Raw genomic sequence first — 23,382 nt, forward strand, 5'->3', positions numbered from 1 at the left:
ATAACGATGCTCTCATCAATATACGGCCGATTGCGACGAGCCGAACTCGACGTGCTCGCAGCGGGTCTCGGAGTCGTGCTCGCGCTCGCGTTGTTCCCGCTGCGATTCCTCTCGTCGCAGATCTTCATCGTGACGCTCCCGATTATCCTCGGCGTCGGTTGCCTCCTCTATCTCGCGGCCGCCCGCGGGAGGGGAACCACGGAGGGGCTCCCGACGCTCGCGCCGTCGCTCGTGCGGCTCATCTCGGCCGGCGTCTTCCTCGGCCTCGCGGGGATGGTCGTGCTCGCGGTCATTCAAGGCGAACGGAGCGTCCTCTTCATGGACCTCGGCGGCGTCGTCGGCACGCTACTGCTCGGGCAGATACTGCTCGCGCCGGACAGCGAACTGCGTCCGAGCGTCTTCCTCGCGGAGATTATCGTGTACTCGTTCGTCGTTCGGTTCGCCGCGCTCTACACTGCGCCGGGGTACATCGGCATCGACATCTGGTCGCACACGACGTTCGTCCAGATGATCCTGCAAGCCGACTCGCTGTCGGCAATCAGCGAGGTCAAGTACTACGCGTCGCCGCTTTTCCACCTCCTCACGGCGGCGTCGACGCACCTCCTCGGCCTGTCGCTTCGGAACGCGCTGTACCTCTCGGTCGGCGTCGTGATGCCGCTCGTGCCGCTTTTGGTCTACGGGACGGCTCGACTCCTCGTGCCGCTTCGCTGGGCGCTCACCGCCGGCGCGCTGTACGCGATGGGCGACCAGGTCATCCGCTGGGGCATCCACCTCATCCCGACGAGCCTCGGGCTGCTGTTTTTCCTCGCGTGTCTGTACTGCCTCGTGCGGATCACGCACGCGAGCGAGCGGTGGCGCGACTTCGGTCTCCTCGTCCTGTTCAGCACCGCCGTCATCCTCACCCACCAAGTGTCGTCGTTCATCATGTTGGTGGTCCTCTTCGCGGGGTTCGCCGCGCAGGTGCTGCTCCGGTTCGACTTCTTCACCGAGGACCCGGACCCGCTTTCGTTTTCCAGCGGCGGGTCCAACCCCGTGAACCTCGCGGGGCTCGTCGGGTTCAACCTCGGCTCATCGTGTTCACCTGGTCGCTGACGCCGTACCAGGGCGACACCTTCCTCGAAACGGTCATCAACTACCTCATCGTGAACCTGTTCAACGCCGGCTTCCTCCAAGGCGTGGGTGGAAGCGGCGGGTCGGCCGGCGCGTCCGGTGCGGCCGGTTCGGCCGGACAGACGTTCCTCTCGCAGCTCTCGACGTACGTCACCGAAGCCGGGTTCCTCCTGCTCGTCTTCGCGGGTCTCATCGGCTGTCTCACCGTGCTCAACCGCTCGCGGGCGACGCAGACGACGTACACGTTCGTCGGCGCTATCGTGGCGATGCTGTTCGTCGTGCTCGGACTGCCGCTCGTCGGCATCGAGAGTTTCGTCCCCGGTCGCTGGTTCGCGTACCTCTACGCCCTCCTCGCCATCATCGGCGTCCTCGGGTTCCGACACCTCGCCAACCGGACCACCTTCAAGGTGGTCGGCGTCATCCTGCTTTTGTTCGTGCTCGTCTACCCGAACGTGATGATAATGTCGAACGACGGCGCGATGGACAGCCCGGTGTTCCCGAACCAACACGAGCGGCTCTCGTACACCGAACAGGAACTCGCCGCCATCGACACGTACGGCTCGGCCCGCTCGTCCCAACAGGGCGGTGAACTCTACACCGACCTGCCGTACGGGACGGTGTGGGAGCGGACCGACGCGTATCCGGCCGAACCCTTACCGGTGGAAGACGGCAGACCGGTGCCACAGGGGATAACGGCCTACCGGGAGTACCAGTCACAGAGCGCCTCGTACTTCCCGAACGAACAGGACACGGCCACGAACCTCGACCCGTCGAAGACCGAGGTCTGTCCGCCGACGACCAACTACGTCTACGCGAACGGCGAAGTCACCATCTGTTCGCTCCCGGGCGCTAACTGACCGCTCTGCCGCGGTCGTTGTTTTTTGCGTTGTGTGGTCGATGCAGGCGACTTACGGACCGACCCGTCTGTTGCGTCACTCGTCCACCGGCTCGACGAGATAACAGAACTGCGTGAGAGAGAAAAACGACTCACTCCTCCGGTCACGAGTTCGGACGTCTTCGGCCCACTGACGCGCGACTTCCGCTCCGAGCCGAGGTGTGACAAACTCTCGGATAGACGCCAACAGATAGTATGCAAACGAATCCTGTCCGAGTTCCGTAAGCAGGAGCGTATAGGGAACGATATCCGTCACGTCGAACGAGGCGGCTCGGAGTTTCGGTTCGAGGTTGGCCCCAAGTGTGGGTGTGAGCAGTGTTCGTTCCACGCGGAGAGGACACGGTTCGAACGCGCGCTGTTCCGGACGCGCCAGACGAGCGATTCCCAGTCGGTTGCATAAATCACCGCTCTCCCATCGGAATCGAGAACGCGATGGAGTTCGGAGAGGGCGGCATCGATATCGTCGATGTACTCGTAGACCTGTACCGACACGGCCGTCTCGACGGACCCGTCTGCGACCGGGATGGACGTCGCGTCACCGCGCAGGAGTGAGACAGCGTCTGGACACCGATCCCGGGAAACAGCGAGCATCGTCGGGTTGGAGTCGACTCCGAGAACGCGGGATGCGTTCGTCTGTGATGCGAGTTCCGACGGTTCGAACCCGGGGCCGCAGCCGATAGAGAGGACCGATTCTCCGGACTTCAGGTTCAACTGCTCGCGGACAAACGCCCGACGTGCCCGAGCAGTCGCAGTCTGGTAGTTTGCCTCTTCACGAGCGACCGCCGCTTCGTCGTAGTTGAGGTTAGTCATGGTTCCGTGACGGGCCGGTGATGCCTACTCGTCGAGTGGGTTGGTCGCCGTCGTACGCTGTTCTCTGCGAGGCGACGCGCCTATCTCGGCGCCGAATCCGATGCCGGCAGCGGTGAGCCCCATCGCGTGTAGTACGAGAACGGTCCGAAGGCTTCCCAGCGGTAGTTCGGGGTGAATGCTGTACAGGGGTACGAAAGACACCAACCCGACAAACAGAATCTGGTGGAGGGCTGGCATATTACTGAGCGCACGGCGATTTCGCACCAGTAGCCAACCGGCGACTCCCCACGTGAGGATAAGGCAGAACAGCAGTTGCGGGTCCCACTGACCGTCCGCGTAGTAACTGCCGCCTGCGAGTATGCCGACGAGAACACCGATTGAGACGTGTTTGAACTCGGCCACAGCGATGCTGTTGTCGCACGGACAATAAATGTTGGACGAATGACTCGTGTGGCGGTGTGAACTGCACCTCTCACCGCAGTCGGCCGGTGCAGACGGTCCACAACCGAAGAGTACCACCCAGACAGCGTCGCGGAGAACTAGAACGCGTCGTCGCTGTCCGATTCGGTCGTCTCGTCGCTTCCGAACGTCGTCGAACTGTTGTTCGCCGTGCCACTCTCGTTTCCGCCGGACGACGACCCGAAGGCGGTGTCGCTTTCGGTCGTGGATTCTCCGAACGACGTGTCGTTTTCCGTCGAGTTCCCGCCGAACGAATCGTCGCTCTCGGTCGTCGTTTCACCGAACGTCGAACCGCCGGCGGCCCGTTCCAGCTGTTCTCTCGTGGCTTCGAAGTCGACCGTCGGCGCGGTCACCTCGTCGTCGGAGACGACCCGCGGGACGGTCGTGATGTCGAGTTCGGCCGCGCTGTCGGCGGACAGTTGGACGCTCTGGGCGTACGCGCGCGACCGAATCGCCCGCTGAATCTGGTCGACGCCGTTCACGTCCGCCTCCTCGGCGATTCGGACGAGGTTGTCGGTGGTCGCCCAGTCGTAGCGCTCCTGCGGCTGGTTGGCGAAGACGTACGCGAAGTACGTCCAGAACGACTCGGGGTCGATGTTCCAGACGGCGAGTCCGGCCTCGCTCGCGCGCGGTGCGTCCGGCCCGAGGTACGGGTCGCCGTCCATGTACGCCACGTTCCGGAACTCGACGGAGAGGTCGCCGGTCGCGACGTAGTCTTCGATGAGCGTGCCGAACTGCTGCTGGACGAACTCCTGGGTGTACGGGCACTTCCAGTTCCCGTACACCGTCACCGTCGTGTCGGCCGTCCCGACAGTCGGGTACCGGTTGTCGGTCTGCAACGACGGGAGGGACTCGGTCGGAAGGTCGAACGACGGGTCGGAGACCGTCAAGGGACCCATCTCGTCTGACGAGTCCGCGTCGGTTTCGTTGCCCTCCGCCGTCTGCGTCTCGGGCCGCGCCGTGGTCGTCTGTCCCCCCGATTGGCTCGCCGTCGTGGTTTCCCCGCCGGTGTTCGCCTGCCGAGCGAAACTCGCACAACCGCTCAGCGAGGCGATGGCCGCGACGCCGGATAGTTTGAGAATGCTTCGCCTGTCTGTCTCTCGGTCAACCATACAGTACACCCGGGACGTGACCGGCATTATTATCGGCCGTGTAAAGCGTGGCACCGCCCGTCCCGCGGACTGTTCGGTGCCTAATCCGCCGTTCGCCCGTCACCGCGTCGTTTCGAAAAAACCGAACGACAACGGTGCGTTTGTGTCGGTTTCGAAATCGGAGCCGTCCCTTAGCGCGTCTATAGTAATGGCCGCTTCTTCGTATCATGGTTCCAGGGGCAGCTCAACTCGCTGTCGACCTCGCAACCCATGACACACAGCAAACAACACCGGGTGGAGCCGAACGCCGCCACCTCGTCCGCTCTGAACCGTCCGCAGCCAACGACGACCGGCACGGCGCGTGTGTTCCGACACGCGGAGGACCGCTAACATGTGCGGAATCATCGCTCACGTCGGTGAACGGCGGGCCATCAGCCCGCTCGTCACCGGGCTCGAAAAACTGGAGTACCGCGGCTACGACTCCGCCGGTATCGCGGTGAAAAACGGCTCGGGACTGGACGTGTGGAAGTGCTCGGGTCAGGTTTCGGACCTCAAAGAGACCATCGACGGGGTCGAATCGAGCGCGACGCTCGGTATCGGACACACGCGATGGAGCACCCACGGGCCGCCGACCGACGAGAACGCGCACCCGCACACGAACCGGACGAACCAGGTCGCCGCGGTCCACAACGGCATCATCGAGAACTACGCGGCGCTCAAGGACACCCTCGAAGAGAAGGGCTACGAGTTCACGAGCGACACCGACACCGAGGTCATTCCGAACCTCGTCAGCTACTACCTCGACCGCGGAAACGAGCCGCTTGCGGCGTTCCAGCACGCGGTCGACACGCTCGAAGGGAGCTACGCCATCGCGGTCGTCATCGACGGCAACGACTCCATCTACGCCGCGCGACAGGGGTCGCCGCTCGTCCTCGGCGTCGACGAGGACAGCTACTTCCTCGCGAGCGACGTGCCCGCGTTCCTCGACCACACGAAGAACGTCGTCTACCTCGAAGACGGCGACACGGTCGAGGTCCGCGCCGACGGCGTCGACATCACCGACGAGGACGACGTGACGGTGCGGCGCGAAGTCGAGACGGTCGACTGGAACCCCGACGAGACCGGCAAGGGGCAGTTCGACCACTTCATGCTCAAGGAGATTCACACGCAGCCGACCTCGCTCCAGAAGACGCTCGAAGGGCGTCTCGACCCGGCGTCGGGCGAAATCGACCTCGACATCGAGACCGACCTCTCGGAGGTCGACTCCGTCCAGCTCGTCGGATGCGGCACCTCGTACCACGCCGCGCTGTTCGGTGCGAGCCTCCTGAACCGCTGTGACGTTCCGGCGCGCGCGATTCGCGCGAGCGAGTACGACCTGACCACGGGGTCGCTGACTGACAACACGCTGTTCATCGCGGTCACTCAGAGCGGCGAGACGGCCGACACGCTCAGCGCGCTCCGACAGGTCAACGAGGAGGGCGTCGAGACGCTCGCGGTGACGAACGTCGTGCAGTCGACCGCCGCCCGCGAGGCGGACGAGCCGGTCTACATCCGCGCCGGCCCCGAAATCGGCGTCGCGGCCACGAAGACGTTCTCGTCGCAGGCCGCGGTCCTCACGCTCCTCAGCCAGCACCTCTCGGATATCGTCGATTCCGGCGTCCCCGCGGACAACCTCGACCGACTCGTCTCCGACATGGCCGACCTCCCCGACGCCGTCGAACGGGTGCTCCAGACGAGCGACGCAAAGCGACTCGCCCGCGAGTACCTCGACATGAACGCGTACTTTTTCATCGGCCGCGGACTCGGCTGTTCGGTCGCCAAGGAGGGCGCGCTCAAGTTCAAGGAGATCACCTACGAGCACGCTGAGGGGTTCGCCTCCGGCGAACTCAAACACGGCCCGCTGGCGCTCGTCACCGACCGAACTCCCGTCTTCGCGGTCTGTACCGACGGCAGCGACAAGACGGTGACAAACGCTAAGGAGGCGAAGACCCGCGGTGCGCCCATCGTCGCCATCTGCCCGTCGGACCACCAGATAATGGACGCCGCGGACGAGCACCTCTACGTCCCCGACAGGCATCCCGTCTGTACGAATCTCCTCGCGAACGTCCAGTTACAGCTCCTCTCGTACTACTGTGCGACCGAGTTGGACCGCGAGATAGACAAGCCTCGAAACCTCGCCAAGAGTGTCACGGTCGAGTAATCCCACGGAAACCAGCCACCCACAATGAACAAAGAACTGTTTGGCGTCCTCGACGACGACGGAGCCTTCGACGAGCTCGCGTCTCGTTCGAGCTTCGACTGGGTCGCCGACGGTGAGCGCGCAACCGTCGCCATCCGCGACCCCGCGCTCGGCTTTCCGGGACGCTCGTCGACGTATCGAGACGAGCGAGGGAGCTGTATCGTCTGGGGCGAGGCGTTTTCGCCCGATGACGTTTCGGCCCCGGCGGCCGAGCACGCCTTCGAGCGGTACGCCGAGGTCGGACCCGACGCGTTCGGCGAACTCAACGGGTCGTTCCTCGTGTTCGTCGAACTCGACGGCGACGCGATCGTCGCCTCGGACCCCGCCCGAACGTGGCAGTGCTTCTACACCGACACGCCCGACGGGCGGGTGTTCGGTACGAACCCGCAACGCGTCCTCTCGGCGGCCCGCGATCTGGAAGTCGACACCCGCGGTCTCCTCGAATACATCCACATGGGCGTCGTCGTCGACGACCGGACGGTGTACAGCCGACTCAGTTGCATCCCGTTCGACGGCTACTTCACCGCCGACGAGTCGGGGTCGCTCTCTCGGTTCGTCTACGACCCCGCCGACCCCGACGAGTTCGACTACGTCGACGAACTCGCGGCGCGCCTCGAACGGGCGATAGCCCGCCGGACGAACTTCCCGGGCAGGCAGGGGGTCCTCTTGAGCGGCGGCTACGACTCGCGGGCGATCGTGGCCCAGCATCCGGATATCGACGTCTGTTACACGCTCGGTGAGCCCGACCACCCGGAGGTCGAAGTCGCCCGAGACATCGCCCACCAGTACGGCGCTGACCACGAAACCCTCGTCCCCGACGACGACTACATCAACGTCGACGAGGACGTCATCGAGTACTCCCTCGGAACGCGCGAATCCGTCCACATCCACCACGCGGGCTGTGACGAAAAGATGGACGTCGACACCGTCTTTCACGGACTGCTCTTCGACACGTTCCTCCGCGGGCACTTCCTCCCCCAGAACGTCGTCGACGTGTTCGGTAATCGGTTCCCGTTGCAGGGGCTGGACCCCGACCCGGACCCCGCCGAGGTGCTGTCGTCGAAGTTCGGCTACCACCCGGCGTGCGATCACGTCTTCCCCGAGTGTTACGACGAGTTCGACACGAGCATGGAGTTCATCGACGACGTCGTCGACGAGCAGCTCGACAAGTGGTCGGACCGCTACGACAACGTCTACGACAGTATCGAACTCATCGGCATCCAAAACCAGCCGTCGGTCCCGTTCCACTTCGAGCTGTCCGACAACTACATCGAGTCGTTCGTCGCCGCCGACGCCGAACTCATCGACTGGCACCTGAAGACGCCGCCGGAAAAGCGCAACACGAACACGATGATGGCGGCGATGCGGAAACTCAACCCCGACATCTTCCGCCACCGCCCGCCGGACAGACCGCACGACTCGTTCCGGAAGAACCAAATCGAGAAGTTCCTCCGGCGGAAAGTGCCGGGCGTCTCCCCGTTCAGTTCGCCGTGGCCCGACATGGAGGCGCAGTACGACCGGAACGAACTCGACCGCAAGCTCTTCCCCGGCTACCCGAGCATCCACGAGCTTCCGGTCAGAGTCAAGCTGCGAATCAACGACATCACGACGTGGATGAACGCCGCGGACGACGACAGCATCCTCACCCCCAACGACGTGTTGTGTCCGCCGGTTCGGATGCTGACCGACTCCTGAGTCTCCGCTTCTTCTCCCCGACTGACCGACGGCTCGTGCTCGCGATGTCGTCTCGCTCGTTCTCCGCCGCCACGGACTGCTGTCGGTACTGACTCACCTCGACACCGACGACGACTGACAAGAGCGTGCGACGGTGCGGGGAGATTCGGACTGTACCGAGACGTCGCAACCGGTGCGAGAAGGAGGTCGCCTCGTCGCTGTCGCCGCGTTACCGGTCGGTCGTCACGGTCTCTCCGGGAGCCGTCTGAGCGCCTTCAGAGAGCGTCACACCGGCGTTGAGCGCCGTGTTGATTCCGGTCTTCACGTCGTCGCCGACGACCACGCCGAACTTTCGGCGGCCGGTCGAGACGCGGTCGCCCTTGACCGTCACGGAGACGTCTTCGTCGTCGTGCCGGAGGTTGGCGACGTTCGTCCCCGCGCCGAAGTTGACGCGGCGGCCGACGACGCTGTCGCCGACGTACGACAGGTGGCCGACGTTCGTCTCCGCGAGGAGCACGCTGTTTTTGATCTCGACGGCGTGGCCGACGTGAACGCCGGGGCCGACGAACGTGCAACCGCGGACGTACGCGTTCGGCCCAACCGTCGCTCCCGCCGAGATGTAGGCGGGCCCCTCGACGACGGAGCCGTCTCTGACGGTCGCGCCCGCTTCGACGACCACGTCGCCCTGCACGGTGGCGTCGTCGCTCACGTCGCCGTCGATGCGGCGGTCGAACGTCTTGAGTTTCCACTCGTTCGCTTCGAGGAGTTCCCACGGCCGGCCCACGTCCATCCAGCGGTCGAGCGTCACCGGCGAGACGTTGAACTCGTCGATGACTCGGTCGAGGACGTCGGTGAGTTCGCGCTCGCCGCGCTCGCTCAGCGGCACGTCCAACATGTCGCGGGCCTCCGCGGGGAACACGTACGCACCGGCGTTGACGAGGTCGTTTCGGGGGGCATCGGGCTTCTCGACGATTTCCGCCACCGCGCCGTCTGCGACGTTCAACACGCCGTAGTTGCCGGGGTTCGGAACGCGAATCGACGCGATGCTCGGGGCCGCGTCGAACAGGCTGTCGATGCCGTCGGGGTCGTAGAGGTTGTCGCCGTAGAGGACGGCGAACGCGCCGTCGATGTATTCTTCGGCGGCGCGGACCGCGTCCGCGGTCCCCTGCTGTTCGTCCTGTTCGACGTAGGAGACCGGGACGCCGCGGTACGACGAGCCGAAGTGCTCGCGCACCGCCTCTTGGCCGTAGCCGACGACCATGACGAGTTCGTCGGCACCGGCCTCCACCGCCGCCTCCGCGGTGTGACCGACGATCGGCTGTCCGGCCACGGTCAGCATCGGTTTGGGAACTTCGTTCGACAGCGGTCGCATGCGTGTGCCTCGCCCGGCCGCGAGTAGGATAGCTTGCATACCCCGCCGTAGTCGAACGACGGGCCTTATTATACGCGAGATAAGGGGTCGTTGTCGGCGTTTTTCGGCGAGTTCAACGCCATTAGGTGCGGCGTAGTGCTCACCCGTGATAGACGCCGTGTTGCCACAGCAGGTCGCGGGCGACGGCGACTTCCCACGTCACGGCGTCTTCGAGGGTCGTCCCCTTACGGGTCGTCTCGACGAGGTAGCCGGGGAGGTGCAGGTCGCCGTACGCCTTGTGGATAAAGAGCGGCCGAGACCCGTCGAGGGAGTTGCCGCAGTCGAAGTCGTAGTGCGACGGGTACTCCGAGAGGTCGATGTACTGCTCGTTGACGTAGTCGCAGGCGTTCACCGCGTTCATCGGGGTCGCGCGGGTCGGGAAGACGGCCTGCCCGACTTTCCCGTCGTACTTGTAGATGCCGCTGGAGCTGTGGAGGTCGACGACCACGTCGGGGTCGTGCGACTGGAGTTCGTCCCAGAGCGCCCGCGCGAGCCGGGACGTGGGGTTCGCCCCCGTAGGGAACTGGCGGTTCAGGTCGCCGTCTTCGGTGTACCGCGCGCCGATGCTGATTGCGGGCACGTTCGCGTAGGGGACGACGACGAGTTTGCCGCCGGTCGGGCGAAGGTGTCTGAGTTGGTCGGCGGCGTGGTAGCCCTGCGGTTCCTCGCCGTGGACGCCGCCGACGACGAACGCGGTCGGGCCGGGCTTGCCGGAGTCGATGACGTAGACGGGCGTCTCGTACTTCGTCCCGGGCAGCAGCGAGTGAGTGGACACGGTCCCCTCGTTGACGCGGTCGAGGCGAGTCTGAACCCAGCCGAGGATGTCGCCGTAGTTGCCGTATTTGTGGTCGCGGAGGAGTCGGACGCGGGGCACGCTGGGGATGCCGTAGCGGACGGCCTCGTCGGTGGCCGACCGAACGAGGCTATCGTAGCGGTCCTCGTAGGCTCGGTTGGCGATTTTGGTGATGTTGCGGACGCCGGCGAGGTCCATGTAGGACTCCAGGCGAGCGTGGGTGTACGTCTTAGTGGTGAAGTTCCAGAACATGAACTCGAAGAACTGCCAGAAGTTCTCGGGTTCGACGTCCCAGACGCCGTGAGCCGCGCGGGCGGCGCGGGCTTCGCCCTCGTCGTCGCCGACGAGATACGCGTCGAGGTCGTCGGGGCGGTACGAGAGGAATCTGAGTTCGAGATTGAGGTCGCCCGTCAGGACGTACTCGCGGACGATGTCTTCGAGGTTGTGCTGGACGAAGTACTGCGAGGAGTCCGACAGGAAGTTCACGTAGACGACGAGGGTGGGGTTGTCCTCGTCGGTGCCCATCGTCGGGTAGAGTCTGTCGCGGAGGTACGGTGCGGTCCCGACGACGCCCGGCGAGAACGCCGCGGCCGCGTCATCGGCAGTCCCGAGTAGCGCCTTCCAAGTAGCGCGAGTCCGCCGGAGGCGGTGAGAAAGTTACGGCGGGTGAATTGAGTATCCATTTATGTTCATTTCACTGAACGTCATGGATTCGAGAAAGTCACAGCCTTCACATATTCAGCTTTTTTATACCATCGCAAAAACTGACCGTATCGAACCTCGCCGCGTTACGGTATGTTACCAGTTCGCGAGGCGAATGCGCCCCCAGAAGTTCAAGCGCGCACTACTCGGAGGGATTGACTGAACGCCCTGCGCCGCCACTCACTGTGTGTTCGGCCGTGAGAGCGGGCTCTCCGGTCGCATCATTCGGTGGTGAACTTGAGTGTGTAACTGAAGTAGGCTGAAGTAGCGGTCATCGTACCGGAGGAACCGACGTTCGAGGTCTGGGTCGACGTCAGCGTCTTTCTCGACGTTGCCATCGAGATACACCCAGTGACCGAGCTTCTTCAGGAGCGATTCGAAGGCGGTCGAGTACGGGTGTGACTCACGGTACGGCTCGGCCGTCGCTTGCCGGAGAACCTCGCGCTCCGCCTGCGAGAGTTCCTCTCGCGCCACCCGCGCGTCGAGGACCGCCGCCTGCAGAATCGTCTCGATTTCGGCCGCAGACTCGGCGACGGGGTCGACGTCGGCCCGATAGACCGCTTCGTGAAACGTCTCTCGGGTGAGTTCGACTTCGTAGATAATGTCCCGATATTCGACGTGAGACGCGCCGCGTTCGCCGATGAGGTCGCTCGCCCCCGCTGCGTCGTCGTCCCGGTAAACGTAGCCGTCGCGTTGGACCAGTCCGTTCGGGACGCCACCGGTGTTGCCTCGTGCTCGCGCGGCGAAGAACGCGACCTGTACCGCCTGTTGGTCGACCTCGGGGAGCGACGAATGTGCGACGTGGTCCGGGACGTGTTCGAGCTTGTCAGTGCGGCCGACTTCGAACAACCGGAGAACCGGGTGGGTGACAGTCTCCTCACCGACGACGAGCGCATCGAGGTGGTAGTACGTCCCGTTCCGCCGCGCGTAGGTCGGGGTATCGTCTCCCCGAGCGGGGAACGGCCTACGAGACTGCGTCGTGTACTCCGTGCCGTTGAGTGTGGTGTTAAACGCGTCTTCGTCCCACGGAGGTCGCGTCTCGGCCAGGTCCACGACGTACCGCTCTCGAAGCGAGCCATCGAACGGGAACAACGAAAAGACGAGTTGCCGCGAGCCGGTCTCCGAATCCGAGAGGGCCTGTGAACAACCGCCAAGCGCCGCTGTGAGCAGTGTTCCGCCGGTCGCGAGGAGTCGTCGCCGCGTCGTGGTTGGGGAGGGCACGGCTCTCCTTCTCCCAGAACTGTCAAAGTTGTTTCTTTTCGAACGGCTGCGCGGAGCCCAGCCCCTACAAGGGCCGAACCCCCGATTCAAGCGGGGACGGTGTCGGCGCAGGACTCGACGAGGGTCAGCGCCTCGTCGAACAGTCGGTCGGTCGCCGTTTCGGTTCGCGCCTCGGCGGTGACCCGAACGAGCGGTTGCGTTCCGCTCGCCCGGATGAGGAACCACCCTTCGTCGGTCTCGACGCGAAGGCCGTCGCGGTCGTCGATGTCGACGTCGTCGTACTCCTCGCGGACAGCGCTCTCGACGCGGTCGAGGACGCCCGTTTTGTCGGTCGTCTCGACGCTCTCGCGGCGAAGCGGGTAGCTGTCGACACCGTCTACGAGGTCTGCCAGCGGGCCGCGCCGCGAGACGAACTCCACGAGCTTACACGCCGCGAGCGGGCCGTCTGGACACGGCGTCTCGTCGGCCCAAATCCACGCGCCGGAGGGCTCGCCGCCGAAGACGACGCCGGGTTCGGCGCACTTCTCGGCGACGAACACGTCTCCAACGCGCGTTCGAACCGCGTCCGCGCCGACGGTCGCAACCGCGTCGTCGACGGCGAGACTCGTGTTCACCGGAACCGCGATTCGGTCGCCCTCGGACGCGGCCTCGCGCCCGAACAGGGCGAGAAGCGTGTCGCCGTCGACGAAGTTCCCGTCGCCGTCGACGGCCATCATCCGGTCCGCGTCCCCGTCGTGGGCGATACCGAGGCTCGCGTCGGTCGCGGCGACGTGGGCTTGGAGCCCCCGAAGCGTCTCGTCGGTCGGTTCGCTCGGACGGGCGGGGAACCGGCCGTCGCGCTGGCCGTTGAGCGTCGAGACCGTACACCCGAGGTCGGAGAGCGCGTCCGCCGTGAGCCGTCCCGTCCCGTTTCCGATGTCGACGACGACGGAGCAGGTGTCCGCGAGGTCGACGCTCGATGTGAGCGCGTCGCGGTGGCGGTCCTCCACGCTCCGGTGGTGTTCGGACCCCACGCCGTCCCACGCGGCGAACTGGTAGTCCTCGTTTTCGATGCGTCGCTCGATGGCGGCGCGCCGGTCCGCACCGAACGCCCGGCCGGACGCGGCCCAGAGCTTCACGCCGTTGTCGGTCGGCGGGTTGTGCGACGCGGTGATGACGGCGCCGGCGTCGGCGTCGAACCACTCGACGGCGCGCGCGATAGACGGCGTCGATTGGGTTCCGAGTCGGATTACGTCGGCTCCGCACTCCATGAGTCCGGCGACGAATGCGTGTTCGAGCATCGCCCCGCTTTCGCGCGCGTCGCGGCCGACGACGACGCGCCCGGAGACCTCGCTACCGAGGGCACGGCCGATACTGAGCGTCAGTTCCGCCGTAACGCCTTCGCCGACGGGGCCTCGAACGCCGCTCGTTCCAAACATACTCCGCAAGTAGGCTGCGGGGTTCCTTACTATGGGATGAGTAAGAAACCGCTCGACGGCGAGTTGGCTCCCGGCTGGCCGCGGCCGAGGAGGGCCGTCATCGCGCGGCGTCCGGCGGTCGGCAGTCGCGGCGTGCTGGCGCAGTCGCCCGAAACCGCGCGATACCGCGATTCGGGAGGCCGAACCGGGTTCGGCTTATGATGTGTTTATTCGGACGGTCGACGTCCGCTGTGATGGGTGTAATCCGGGAAACGACCGTTTCACCCGTTCTAGGGTCTCTTTAGGGTCACAACTATCTCCGAAGTTCATATAGGGTGCGCTCGTGGCATCTCCTATGTGCGTACACGAATTAACCGCGATTCAACGCGATTTACTGTTCGTTGTGCGAGGAATGAGCGACTCGTCTGGACAGACGATAAAGACCGAACTCGAAGAGACACAGGGGCGTGACCTGCTCACGGGTCGCGTGTACACGAACCTGAACGAGCTCGTCGACAAAGACCTCGTCAACAAGGGGAGCAAGAACGGACGGACCAACGAGTACTCGCTGACTGACAAGGGCCGCGACGCGGTCGAAAAACGCCGCCGCTGGGAGCAACGGTTTCTCAAACAGACCGCGTGAGCGGTGATTTAGTGGTCCGATAGGTCCGCAGCCTCCGAACTGCTCACCAGAGATATCGAGGACGCTCGATCCTTATTCTGTATATAATAAACATCTGATGATTAGTAGTGGCTGGTGATGACAGAACGACAGTCGAGCCGCAGACGGTTCCTTCAGTTGACCGGTGCAGCGACGATTGCCGGACTCGCGGGCTGTTCGAGCGGGTCTTCGGACGAGACGACGACCACAACCCGGACGACCACCTCCGCCTCCACGCAGACGACGCAGACGACCACGGCCGCGCCGGAAAACCAGATGCGTGGGCCACGCGAGGGCGACGACTTGCCGACCGACTCCAAGCCCTCGGACGGTTACCCGCCGGAGTTCGACACCGTGCCGGAAGAGCGGTCTATCGACACGAGCGCTTACGACACGCTCACCCGAGAGGTTCAAGGCGTGACCGTCGAGGTCCCGCTCGTTCCCATCGAAGACGCGTACTACTGGTACGCGCGCGGGGAGGCGCGGTTCGTCGACGCCCGCAGCGAGACCGGATACGAGGTCTCTCACATCTTCGGGTCCGTTCTCAGCCCTGCACCGGACGGGCGTGCGCTCGACCCCACGAGCGACTGGAACGAGGCGGACCGCGTGGTGACCTACTGCCACTGTCCGCACCACCTGTCGTCGCTCCGAGCGGCGATGCTGCTCTCGACCGGCTTCGAGAACGTGTACGCCATCGACGAAGGCTTCCAGTCGTGGCTCGACCGCAACTACCCGCTTGCGGGGTCCGATACGAACCGGGACTACACGGTTCGGACCATCGAAGGCGAGACCAACCGACTCGACGCCGGCGAGACGGCATGGGCGTTCCATCCGCAGACCGATCAGGTCGAAGCGACCGAAATCGAATCCGACGGCACGTACACGCTCGAACTGAAGTTCGTGCAGGTCGACGCGCAGAGCACGATTCAGGTCGAGACGCCGAGCTATGCCATTCAGGCCCCGCTGAGTGAACTGACGAGCGGAACCGTCACGGCCGGTACGGGCACACCGGCCGAACAGACGAGGTCGGCTTCGAGTTCCACGAACGAGACGACGAACAGCACCGGAACGAACGAGACCATGACGAACGGTACCGAGACGAACGAGACCATGACCGACAGTTCGTACTCGCTGAACTGGCGCATCTGATCGGGGACCGACCGGCGGAAAGAGCGGAACTCGCCCCGTGGTGATTCTGTGCGTCTCGGTTTCGGCTTGTAGGCGACAGATATTGATTAGCTGACTTTATTTAGTGCATCGTTGTCGCGCTTGGACAATGAGGTTTAGTAAAACAACGGCCAATCATCGGTTTTCAATGATAAATCGTACTTCGCTATATCAAATCTCGCGGGGCTGCAGACCCACAGTTTCGGAGGAGGGCAGTGTCGCGTTCCTTCTATTCAAGCACAACAGTGGTGAAATAGGAGTAGTCTATCGATTTCGATTTTATGTCACTCAGAAAATTTTTCCAAGCTTTCTCACCGCTATAGATTCAAAAACGCAAGACTAGAGCCAAATCAAATTCAACAGTGTGAAAATAAGACACGCAACAGAACCCGAACTCCGAAACAGTGGCAACTTCCCGGCCGCGCTGGGGTACAAAGACAGGTCAGCACGCTCTGAGCGCCGATGATGGCCGCCGCGCATCTGGCGCTGATTCCGACAGTCGCGCCGTTCGTCTCGATGCAACAGTCCCACGTCCGCGGGTTCGTCCTCAGCGACCTGAAGGGGCAACCCCCACCCTCGATCGAGGGGAATCGAGCGTACACACCTTTTTGTAGTCCGCTCGACCTCACTCGTGACAGACATGAACGACGTCACCGTCTACGAGGGAGTCACCTACGCGGAGCGCCCCGAGGGAGCGATGAAGCTCGACCTCTACGTCCCGGAGCGCGAGGACCCCCCGCTCGTCGTCTACGTCCACGGCGGCGGGTGGGTAGCGGAGACGCGCGCGAACGTCCCGACACCGGAGCGGTACGCCGCCGAGTGGGACTGCGCCATCGCCAGCGTGAGTTACCGGCTCCAAGAGGTCCCCGACGGGTCGAACCTCGAAGGGATGTACGACCCGGCAAATCCGACGCCGAGAGGGAGTTTCCCCGACCACTTCGCGGACGTGAAAGCCGGGATTCGGTGGCTCCGGGCCCATGCCGACGAGTACGGATACGACGCCGAGCGCGTCGCCGCGTGGGGGTCGTCGGCCGGGGGGCACCTCGCGCTCCTCACGGGCGTCGTCGACGACGTCACTGACCTCGGCGACGCCTTCGCCGACGAAATCGAAAAGACCGTCGCCCCCGAGGAGTCGGGGGCCGTACAGGCGGTTGTCAGCTGGTACGGCGTCGCCGACTTCGCGCTCCCCGAAGACGACGTGGAAGGCATTATCCCGCTGTTGATGGGCGGTTCCCGGTCCGAACGGCCGGAGCGATACGCACAGGCCAGTCCCGTTACTCACGTCACGCACGAGGCCCCGCCCACGCTGTTGATGCACGGCCGCGAGGACGAGGTGGTCGACGTCGAACAGAGTCGCCGCTTTTTCGACGCGCTGGACGACGCCGGGGTGAACGCCGTCAGATACGAGCTACACGACCTCAATCACGTTTGGGCGGAGAGCGTCGAGGATATCGAGTCCGAACGCGTGGCGATGGACCTGCTCGAAGCGAAACCAACCCACGCACAGTCCGTGTACGAGGCGACGCACGCGGCGGCCGGCGAGTCGCCGGAGTCGCTTCTCGCGGACCTACCGCCCGCCGGTCCGGAGGCAATCCGCCAGTTCCTCGACCGGACGATTCGATAGCCGGTCGCCCAGAGAGACCGGGGTACTACCGCGGACGCACCCGCTCCAGATGATGGTCGCAGTGAGCGCGGTGTACGGGCTATCGTTTCTCTGCGTGTCTGCCGTCCTGTGGACCCGAGACTATCTCGACGCTGCCGAACAGTGACGCTCCGCTGACGAGCGCCGCACGGCACAAGGCGGTCGGTTTTAGCCTTTCTGCGAGACGCGACCGCAACCCGGTTCGTACCGACCGCGGGAGCCGAGTTTTCTGGTCCGAGTCACCGTACCGCCACCGCGGGTACCGCCGGGAGACGAGGCGCTCGGGAACGGGATTACTTAAACACCCATTCCAGATAGCATAACCGGGAAGCCAGTAAGGTGACTACTAACAGGTGATGTCAGAAGAATTCGGTTCGGAACTGGACGGGCAGGTCGCAATCGTCACCGGCGCCTCGTCGGGTATCGGCAGCGCGACCGCCAAATCCCTCGCCTCGCGCGGTGCCAGCGTCGTCGTCGCCGCCCGCCGCGAAGGCGAACTCGAAGAGCTCGCCGCAACCATCGAAGACGACGGCGGAGACGCTCTCGTCGTCCCGACAGACGTCACGGTCGACGACGACATCGACAACCTCGTCGAGGCGACCCTCGACGAGTACGGTCGCATCGACATCCTCGTCAACAACGCCGGTCTGATGCCGCTGGCGCACATCGGCGAGGCGGACCGCGAGACGCTCCAGACGACCATCGACGTGAACCTGACCGGCCTCATCACGCTCACGCACGCGGTCGTCCCGACGATGATGGAACAGGAAAGCGGCCACATCGTCAACCTCTCGTCGGTCGTCGGCCGGTTCCTGCAGGCGAACAGTTCGCACTACAACGCCGCGAAGGCGGGCGTCAAGATGTTCAGCGACTCGCTCCGACTCGACGTCGCCGAGGCCGGAATCCACGTCTCGTCGATTGAACCCGGCGCGGTCGACACGGAACTGCTCGACCACATCCCGGACGACGAGGTCCAAAAGAACGTCAAAGACTACGTCGGCACGATGGACGCGCTCGCGCCCGAGGACATCGCGCGGACGATCACGTTCGTCGTCACCCAGCCCGCGCGCGTCGATATCAACGAAGTTCTCATCCGCCCCCTCGACCAGGTCCAGCCCTAATCGGCTTCGAACAGCTCCCCCTCGGGGCCGCGTTTCGACGGCGCGGCGACACTTCGGGGGTTCGACACGCCCGGACGTCCCTTTATCGGTCGTAAATAGTCCCTGTTCGGTTCAACGCGGTGTTCGGCCGGCCGCGTTAATGGCCCGCAGAGCGCCCACCACGCCGTGTGTTCGACGAGCGAAGTGATACTTTCGGAACCGAGACCGGACGTCTACTACCAAAACCGGAGATAACACCAGTATCGATCTGAACACATGTGTGAGATTACATGGATACATCTGTAATGTGCCGCAATCGGCCGGGAGACCGCCGCGTCGTCACTGCGGTCGAACCATCGACGCACAAGCACATAAACTGATAAATTAATATTGTGTCGATGAAGCAATATCTTTAGAGAGGAGTTATCTCCACTCGGATATGCGCCCGGTACGGGAAATTCGGATAGAAGCGCCTATTCACTGAATTTCTGGGCCTGTTGTCTGTCGAAAACCGTGTCGCTCGTCGATGACAGCGAGAGACTCTCCGTCGCGGTCGAGAGCGTTCCGCCCAGACGGTCTCCGCCGATATTCAACCGATAAACGGCTTATTTCCTAAAATACCACGGAGTATGAGAACCTGTTCGCGTGTGTAGAGATGTCAGTCGACGTTTCTCAGAACTCATCTAAAATACAATATCATACAAAATACATCAGTAAAACATCATTGGAACCGCGCAGAGTGCCGGACGAACTACGGTCGCGGAAGTGATACCCGGAGAGTACCACGAGAATTAAACCAGCGCGCGCAATCCGATGACGAGTGAGCGATTCCAACGAGACCGAACCCGAGATAGCGTGGACCGCGGACGTGAGTGGACTGCGGGGTCTCCCGATGCGAATCGCGTTCAACGGCGTCGACTTCGGCCGCGTGTTGTGGTGGGGCGTGTTCGCCGTTGCTCCCCTCGCGTTACTGATTTTCGGGGCGCTCGCCGGTGACAGCGGCCCGTTCGTGTACAGTATGTACTGCGCGGTGATACTGACGGCAGTCCTCCAGAGTTCGGAGCGGTTCGTCCGCACGAGCGTCACGGTCGACGGGGACGCCGGCGAGCTCGAAAGCACCTACCACATGGGCGACCCCTCGCTGTTTCGGAGCGACGAGGACGTGACCACGTCGCTCGCGGACGTCGAAGCCGCTCGGTTCGTGACCCTCAGGGACCGGACCGCAGTCCGACTGTCCTACGGGAAATCGGTCGTCAACAAGCCCTCGATGTTTCTCGTTCCGGACGGGGTCGAATCCCGGTTCCGCGAAACGCTCCGACGACACGACGTGTCGATTCGTGCGGATTCGACGCCGAAATCGGCCGATTGGGTGTGGGTTCGGTTCGCCGTGACTGCGCTCTTTTTCGGTGCGATTCCGCTCGGCACGGTCGTCGTCTGGCCCGCCGGTTCGGTTCCCTTCCTGCTGGCCGTGTTCGGGCACGCCGCCTTCGTGCTTCGACAGGGGTGGTGACGACGTGGGGCGTTCAGGGCCGCTCAGGAGGGCGGTCTCAGGGCAGAAGTGACAGCAAATCGAGGAGCACCTGTTTCACCCGCTCGTTGGAGACCGCGTAGCCGACCGCGAACATGAGACTGACCACGCCCCCGACGGCCACCGACGCGGGGACGCCAGCGTCGGCCGGGCCGAATACGGAGACCACTCCCGTCGCGACGATGCCGCTCAGTACGACGAACAGCCAGCTTTGCCGCGGCGTCCATCGACTCGTCTCCATTCAGCTATCCTGTCGGCTGTCGGAACAAAACGTTTGCCACCGGGTGGTCGAGCCGGAACCAGACTGTCGACGCCGGTGGCCGTCCGCCACTCGCGACCGTCACTCGTCGGTGGTTCCGAGACCCGTCGCCGGTGACACCGACGTCACCTGCTTTCGGTCACGTCGCCGAGAAGGTATATAGAGTCGACGCGTAGGTGCGCACGTAATGAAAGTCGGCTCCGAGACGAAGCTCTACAAGGCGGAGCGAACCGACGTCTCCCAGAATCAGGGGAAGTTCCGGACCTACTTCAACTTCCCCGGACGCGCCCTCCCGGACCACGCGGACCACGGCTACGGCCCGCTCGCGACCATCGTCGAGTCGTTCATGGACCCCGACACGCACATCGCGATGCACCCCCACCGCGACGAGGAAATCATCTCGTGGGTGCCCGCCGGCGTGATGCGCCACGGCGACCAGGACGGCAACGACCTCGTCACTGACGCTGACCACCTGATGGTGATGAACGCGGGCGAGACGTTCTGGCACGAGGAGTTCACCCGCGCGGACGACCCGCCGCTGCGGATGCTCCAGATGTTCGTCCGACCTCACAGCCTCGGGCTGGAGCCGAACATCCAACACGAACCCATCGACGCCCCCGTCGAGGGCGAGTGGCGACACCTGTTCGGCCCCGAGGGCTCCGACGCGCCGCTTTTCGTCCGCAACGAAGTGGACCTCTTCGACCTCCGCCTCGACGCCGGGTCGAGCGCAGACCTCCCCGACATCGAGGGGCGAGACGCGTACTTCTACGTGTTCGACGGCGCGGTCGAGGCCGCGGGGACGCGCTTCGGGAAGACCGAAAGCGGCCTGCTCGTCGACGACGCCGGGGTCACGCTCACCGCCGAGGAGGACGCCACTGTGGTCGCGTTCCTGATAGACCCCGACGCGCCCGTCACCCGGCAGGAACTATCGGTCGCTGACGCGGCATTGTCCCCACCGAAACGTCACCGCCGCACCAACACGCCACCATCACCCACTACCCCCTACCCGCCCATCCACCGAGACACCACACCCAACTCGATGCTCACAGACACCGCCGGAATCCACCACATCACGGGAATCGTCCGCGACGCGCAGGCGAACGTCGACTTCTACGCGACGACGCTCGGCCTGCGTCTCGTCAAGCAGACGGTGAACTTCAACGAGAAGTTCACGCGTCACCTGTTTTACGGCGACGAGACCGGGTCGCCCGGAACGGCCCTGACGTTCTTCCCGTACCCCGCCGAGGAACCCGGACGCCCCGGTACGCCGCAGATTCGGACCGCATCACTGGTGATTCCGCCGGACGCCGTCGACTACTGGGCCGACCGCCTCGCCAGCCGCGGCGTCGAAGTCAACGGCCCGTTCGAGCGGTTCGACGAGACGGTCATCCGGTTTTCCGACCCCGACGGCACCGACCTCGAACTCGTCACCGGCGAGTCGTCGGTCGAACCGTGGGCCGACGGTCCGGTCCCCGCCGAGCGCGCGATTCACGGTATCCACGGCGTCACGCTCCACTCGACGAACCCCTTCGTGACAGCCAGCGTGCTCGATACGCTCGGGTTCGACCTCGTCGCACAGGAGAGCGACCGCGTCCGCTACCGAGTGCCGGGCGACCGGGCGACCGTCGTGGACCTCCTCGACAGAGACGGTGAGTTCGGCCGTGAGGGTGCGGGGAGCATTCACCACGTCGCGGTCCGCGTCGAGGACGAGGCCCAGTTGTACGAGTGGCACGACCTGTTCCGCGAGCGCGGCTACGACGTGTCGCGGGTGAAAGACAGACACGTGTTCCACTCGCTGTACGTCCGCGAACCGGGCGGTATCCTGTTCGAACTCGCGACCGACGGCCCCGGACTCACGTTCGACGTCGACCCGGAGGCGCTCGGCCAGTCGTTGTACCTCCCGCCGTGGCTGGAGGAGGACCGCGAGATGATAGAAAGCCAACTGCGCCCGCTCGACCTGCCGGGAAACCGCGGAGATGAGGGAAGAGACGCGGATGTCGAAGCCGACGAAGGCAACGGAACCGACGGGTCGAACTGATGTCCCCCCGCCCAACAGCGCCCCGGTCCGCGACCGACCCTCACGAGGGCCAGGAGATTGCGACGGCCGGAGCACCCCCGCAGGTCGCCGACGCGGCGGTCGTCATGCTCCACGGCCGCGGGTCGAAGGCGCGGCACGTCCTCACCCTCGTCGACGAGTTCCTCCACCGGGGCGTGATGTACCTCGCGCCGCAGGCTGCCGGCAGTTCGTGGTATCCGGCCCCGGCCACCAGCCCCACCGAGCGAAACGAGCCGTGGCTCTCCTCCGCGCTCGGAAGGGTGTCGGCCGCGCTCGACATCGCCGCCGATGCCGGGATTCCGCCCGAACGAGTCGTCTTCTTCGGGTTCTCGCAGGGGGCGTGTCTCGCCGCCGAGTTCGCGGTTCGGAACCCCCGCCGGTACGGCGGTCTCGTCGCCCTCTCGGGAGGCCTCCTCGGACCCGACCTCGCGAGTCGGACCGACGGTGATGGCGGCAACGACGGCGACGGTGACGACGGCGACAACAACGGTCATGTCGCAGACACCTGCCTCGACGGCACGCCGGTTTTCTTCGGGAGCGGCCGCGACGACACCCGCGTCGAAGCCGACCGAGTCGAGGCGTCGGCCCGAGTCTTCTCGACGCTCGGGGCCGACGCGACGAGTCGATTGTACGAGGGACTGGGCCACGCCATCAACGACGACGAAATCCGAGTCATCGACTCGTTCATCGAGCGACTCAGCTGAGGCGTGATGCGGTCGTTTTCACGAGTCACGGGACGGTAGCCGCGCAGCTACGCGGTGGTCGTGCCGTCGAAGAAAAACGGAGTGAAGGTAGCGAGGAGACCTAGTCGGCCGGGCCGACCGGGTTCGCCGATTAGACCTCGTCGATGAGGGAGCCGTAGACGGACTCGGCGTCGGCGGGCACGTCGAAGTCGTGGTAGTGTTCGCCCTTCTCGTTCGAGAGGATGTTGAGGGCGGCGGCCGCGCCGTCGCCGGCGGAGATGACGGCCTGCCACTCCTCGGCGCGGACCATCGCGCCCGTGGCGTAGGCGCCCTCGACGCTCGTCTCCATCGTCACGTCCACGTCGACGATTCCGTCGTCGAACGCGCAGCCGAGCGCCTCGGCGAGGTCGCGGTTCGCGCCCGTGGCGAGCACGACGTAGTCAGCCTCGTACTCGCCGTCGTCGGTCGCGACCACGACCGTCGT

General features: G+C 64.4%; 21 protein-coding genes and 1 pseudogene. 13 read left to right on the top strand and 9 right to left on the bottom strand.

Translation table 11 applies throughout. The annotated features are described in order from the left end of the window. The first annotated feature begins 6 nt into the window (after positions 1 to 6). Positions 7 to 1,092: a glycosyltransferase family 39 protein gene (locus ATB1_RS23680; RefSeq protein ID WP_241768379.1), complete on the top strand. Its 1,086-nt coding sequence runs from the start codon at positions 7 to 9 to the stop codon at positions 1,090 to 1,092. Next, positions 1,074 to 1,967, top strand: a complete 894-nt coding sequence (locus tag ATB1_RS23685) for a hypothetical protein (protein WP_241768380.1) — start codon at positions 1,074 to 1,076, stop codon at positions 1,965 to 1,967. Before ATB1_RS23680 ends, ATB1_RS23685 begins: the two co-directional genes overlap by 19 nt. Before the next feature lie 290 nt (positions 1,968 to 2,257). Here ATB1_RS23685 and ATB1_RS19215 read toward each other — a convergent pair whose 3' ends face one another. The 3 genes from ATB1_RS19215 to ATB1_RS19225 form a co-directional block, all read right to left on the bottom strand. After that, positions 2,258 to 2,815 carry a methyltransferase domain-containing protein gene (locus tag ATB1_RS19215; protein ID WP_052368179.1) on the bottom strand — a complete coding sequence of 186 codons (558 nt, stop codon included), beginning with the start codon at positions 2,813 to 2,815 and terminating at the stop codon, positions 2,258 to 2,260. 24 nt (positions 2,816 to 2,839) lie between these two features. Beyond that, positions 2,840 to 3,217 carry a hypothetical protein gene (locus ATB1_RS19220; RefSeq protein ID WP_042666555.1) on the bottom strand — a complete coding sequence of 126 codons (378 nt, stop codon included), beginning with the start codon at positions 3,215 to 3,217 and terminating at the stop codon, positions 2,840 to 2,842. A 137-nt stretch (positions 3,218 to 3,354) separates the two neighbouring features. Then, positions 3,355 to 4,386 (bottom strand): thioredoxin domain-containing protein, encoded by a 1,032-nt coding sequence (locus ATB1_RS19225; protein WP_052368190.1) that lies wholly within the window; start codon positions 4,384 to 4,386, stop codon positions 3,355 to 3,357. Positions 4,387 to 4,756: 370 nt separating this feature from the next. Between ATB1_RS19225 and glmS the strand changes: the two genes are divergently transcribed. After that, positions 4,757 to 6,565: a glutamine--fructose-6-phosphate transaminase (isomerizing) gene (gene glmS, locus ATB1_RS19230; protein ID WP_042666557.1), complete on the top strand. Its 1,809-nt coding sequence runs from the start codon at positions 4,757 to 4,759 to the stop codon at positions 6,563 to 6,565. Positions 6,566 to 6,589: 24 nt separating this feature from the next. Continuing rightward, positions 6,590 to 8,299 (top strand): asparagine synthase-related protein, encoded by a 1,710-nt coding sequence (locus ATB1_RS19235; protein WP_042666559.1) that lies wholly within the window; start codon positions 6,590 to 6,592, stop codon positions 8,297 to 8,299. A gap of 208 nt (positions 8,300 to 8,507) precedes the next feature. Here the strand turns inward: ATB1_RS19235 and glmU are convergent, their stop codons facing one another. From glmU to glmM, 4 genes are all read right to left on the bottom strand, one after another. Further along, positions 8,508 to 9,689, bottom strand: coding sequence for a bifunctional sugar-1-phosphate nucleotidylyltransferase/acetyltransferase (glmU, locus tag ATB1_RS19240; RefSeq protein WP_042666561.1), 1,182 nt, complete (start codon positions 9,687 to 9,689; stop codon positions 8,508 to 8,510). Positions 9,690 to 9,789: 100 nt separating this feature from the next. Next, entirely contained in the window at positions 9,790 to 11,007 is a 1,218-nt protein-coding gene (locus tag ATB1_RS20075) for a succinylglutamate desuccinylase/aspartoacylase family protein (protein ID WP_052368192.1), read from the bottom strand. Positions 11,008 to 11,364: 357 nt separating this feature from the next. Next, positions 11,365 to 12,405 carry a hypothetical protein gene (locus tag ATB1_RS19250; RefSeq protein WP_241768381.1) on the bottom strand — a complete coding sequence of 347 codons (1,041 nt, stop codon included), beginning with the start codon at positions 12,403 to 12,405 and terminating at the stop codon, positions 11,365 to 11,367. A gap of 86 nt (positions 12,406 to 12,491) precedes the next feature. Then, positions 12,492 to 13,823 (bottom strand): phosphoglucosamine mutase, encoded by a 1,332-nt coding sequence (gene glmM, locus ATB1_RS19255; protein WP_042666563.1) that lies wholly within the window; start codon positions 13,821 to 13,823, stop codon positions 12,492 to 12,494. A 36-nt stretch (positions 13,824 to 13,859) separates the two neighbouring features. Here glmM and ATB1_RS22180 point away from each other — a divergent pair, with 36 nt between their 5' ends. The 6 genes from ATB1_RS22180 to ATB1_RS19280 all read left to right on the top strand — a co-directional run bounded on the left by ATB1_RS22180 (position 13,860) and on the right by ATB1_RS19280 (position 19,882). Next, a complete protein-coding gene (locus ATB1_RS22180) occupies positions 13,860 to 14,024 on the top strand; it encodes a hypothetical protein (RefSeq protein WP_157837776.1) in 165 nt (54 codons plus the stop codon). Positions 14,025 to 14,214: 190 nt separating this feature from the next. Then, the gene (locus ATB1_RS19260) at positions 14,215 to 14,445 is read left to right on the top strand and encodes a PadR family transcriptional regulator (RefSeq protein ID WP_082256491.1); all 231 of its coding nucleotides are present in this window, start codon (positions 14,215 to 14,217) and stop codon (positions 14,443 to 14,445) included. Between the two features lie 117 nt (positions 14,446 to 14,562). Next, on the top strand, positions 14,563 to 15,612 hold the full coding sequence (locus ATB1_RS19265) for a rhodanese-like domain-containing protein (protein ID WP_042666566.1): 1,050 nt from the start codon (positions 14,563 to 14,565) through the stop codon (positions 15,610 to 15,612). 658 nt (positions 15,613 to 16,270) lie between these two features. Then, entirely contained in the window at positions 16,271 to 17,254 is a 984-nt protein-coding gene (locus ATB1_RS19270) for an alpha/beta hydrolase (protein WP_042666568.1), read from the top strand. Positions 17,255 to 17,628: 374 nt separating this feature from the next. Next, on the top strand, positions 17,629 to 18,393 hold the full coding sequence (locus tag ATB1_RS19275) for an SDR family oxidoreductase (RefSeq protein ID WP_042666569.1): 765 nt from the start codon (positions 17,629 to 17,631) through the stop codon (positions 18,391 to 18,393). A 799-nt stretch (positions 18,394 to 19,192) separates the two neighbouring features. Then, positions 19,193 to 19,882: a hypothetical protein gene (locus ATB1_RS19280; RefSeq protein ID WP_042666570.1), complete on the top strand. Its 690-nt coding sequence runs from the start codon at positions 19,193 to 19,195 to the stop codon at positions 19,880 to 19,882. A gap of 37 nt (positions 19,883 to 19,919) precedes the next feature. Here ATB1_RS19280 and ATB1_RS19285 read toward each other — a convergent pair whose 3' ends face one another. Then, positions 19,920 to 20,141: a hypothetical protein gene (locus tag ATB1_RS19285; protein WP_042666572.1), complete on the bottom strand. Its 222-nt coding sequence runs from the start codon at positions 20,139 to 20,141 to the stop codon at positions 19,920 to 19,922. 205 nt (positions 20,142 to 20,346) lie between these two features. On the opposite strand from ATB1_RS19285, the pseudogene ATB1_RS21235 reads away from it, so the two are divergent. The 3 genes and pseudogenes from ATB1_RS21235 (at position 20,347) to ATB1_RS19295 (ending at position 22,919) form a co-directional block, all read left to right on the top strand. Continuing rightward, positions 20,347 to 21,098: pseudogene (locus tag ATB1_RS21235) on the top strand (pirin family protein). 100 nt (positions 21,099 to 21,198) lie between these two features. Beyond that, positions 21,199 to 22,197, top strand: a complete 999-nt coding sequence (locus ATB1_RS19290) for a ring-cleaving dioxygenase (protein WP_042666585.1) — start codon at positions 21,199 to 21,201, stop codon at positions 22,195 to 22,197. Then, positions 22,197 to 22,919, top strand: coding sequence for an alpha/beta hydrolase (locus ATB1_RS19295; protein ID WP_042666574.1), 723 nt, complete (start codon positions 22,197 to 22,199; stop codon positions 22,917 to 22,919). Before ATB1_RS19290 ends, ATB1_RS19295 begins: the two co-directional genes overlap by 1 nt. A 130-nt stretch (positions 22,920 to 23,049) precedes the next feature. Here the strand turns inward: ATB1_RS19295 and ATB1_RS19300 are convergent. Further along, positions 23,050 to 23,382, bottom strand: a 333-nt coding sequence (locus ATB1_RS19300; RefSeq protein WP_042666575.1) for an FAD-dependent oxidoreductase, incomplete at its 5' end; no start/stop codon positions are given.

It is taken from the genome of Haloferax sp. ATB1 (genome assembly GCF_000730175.1).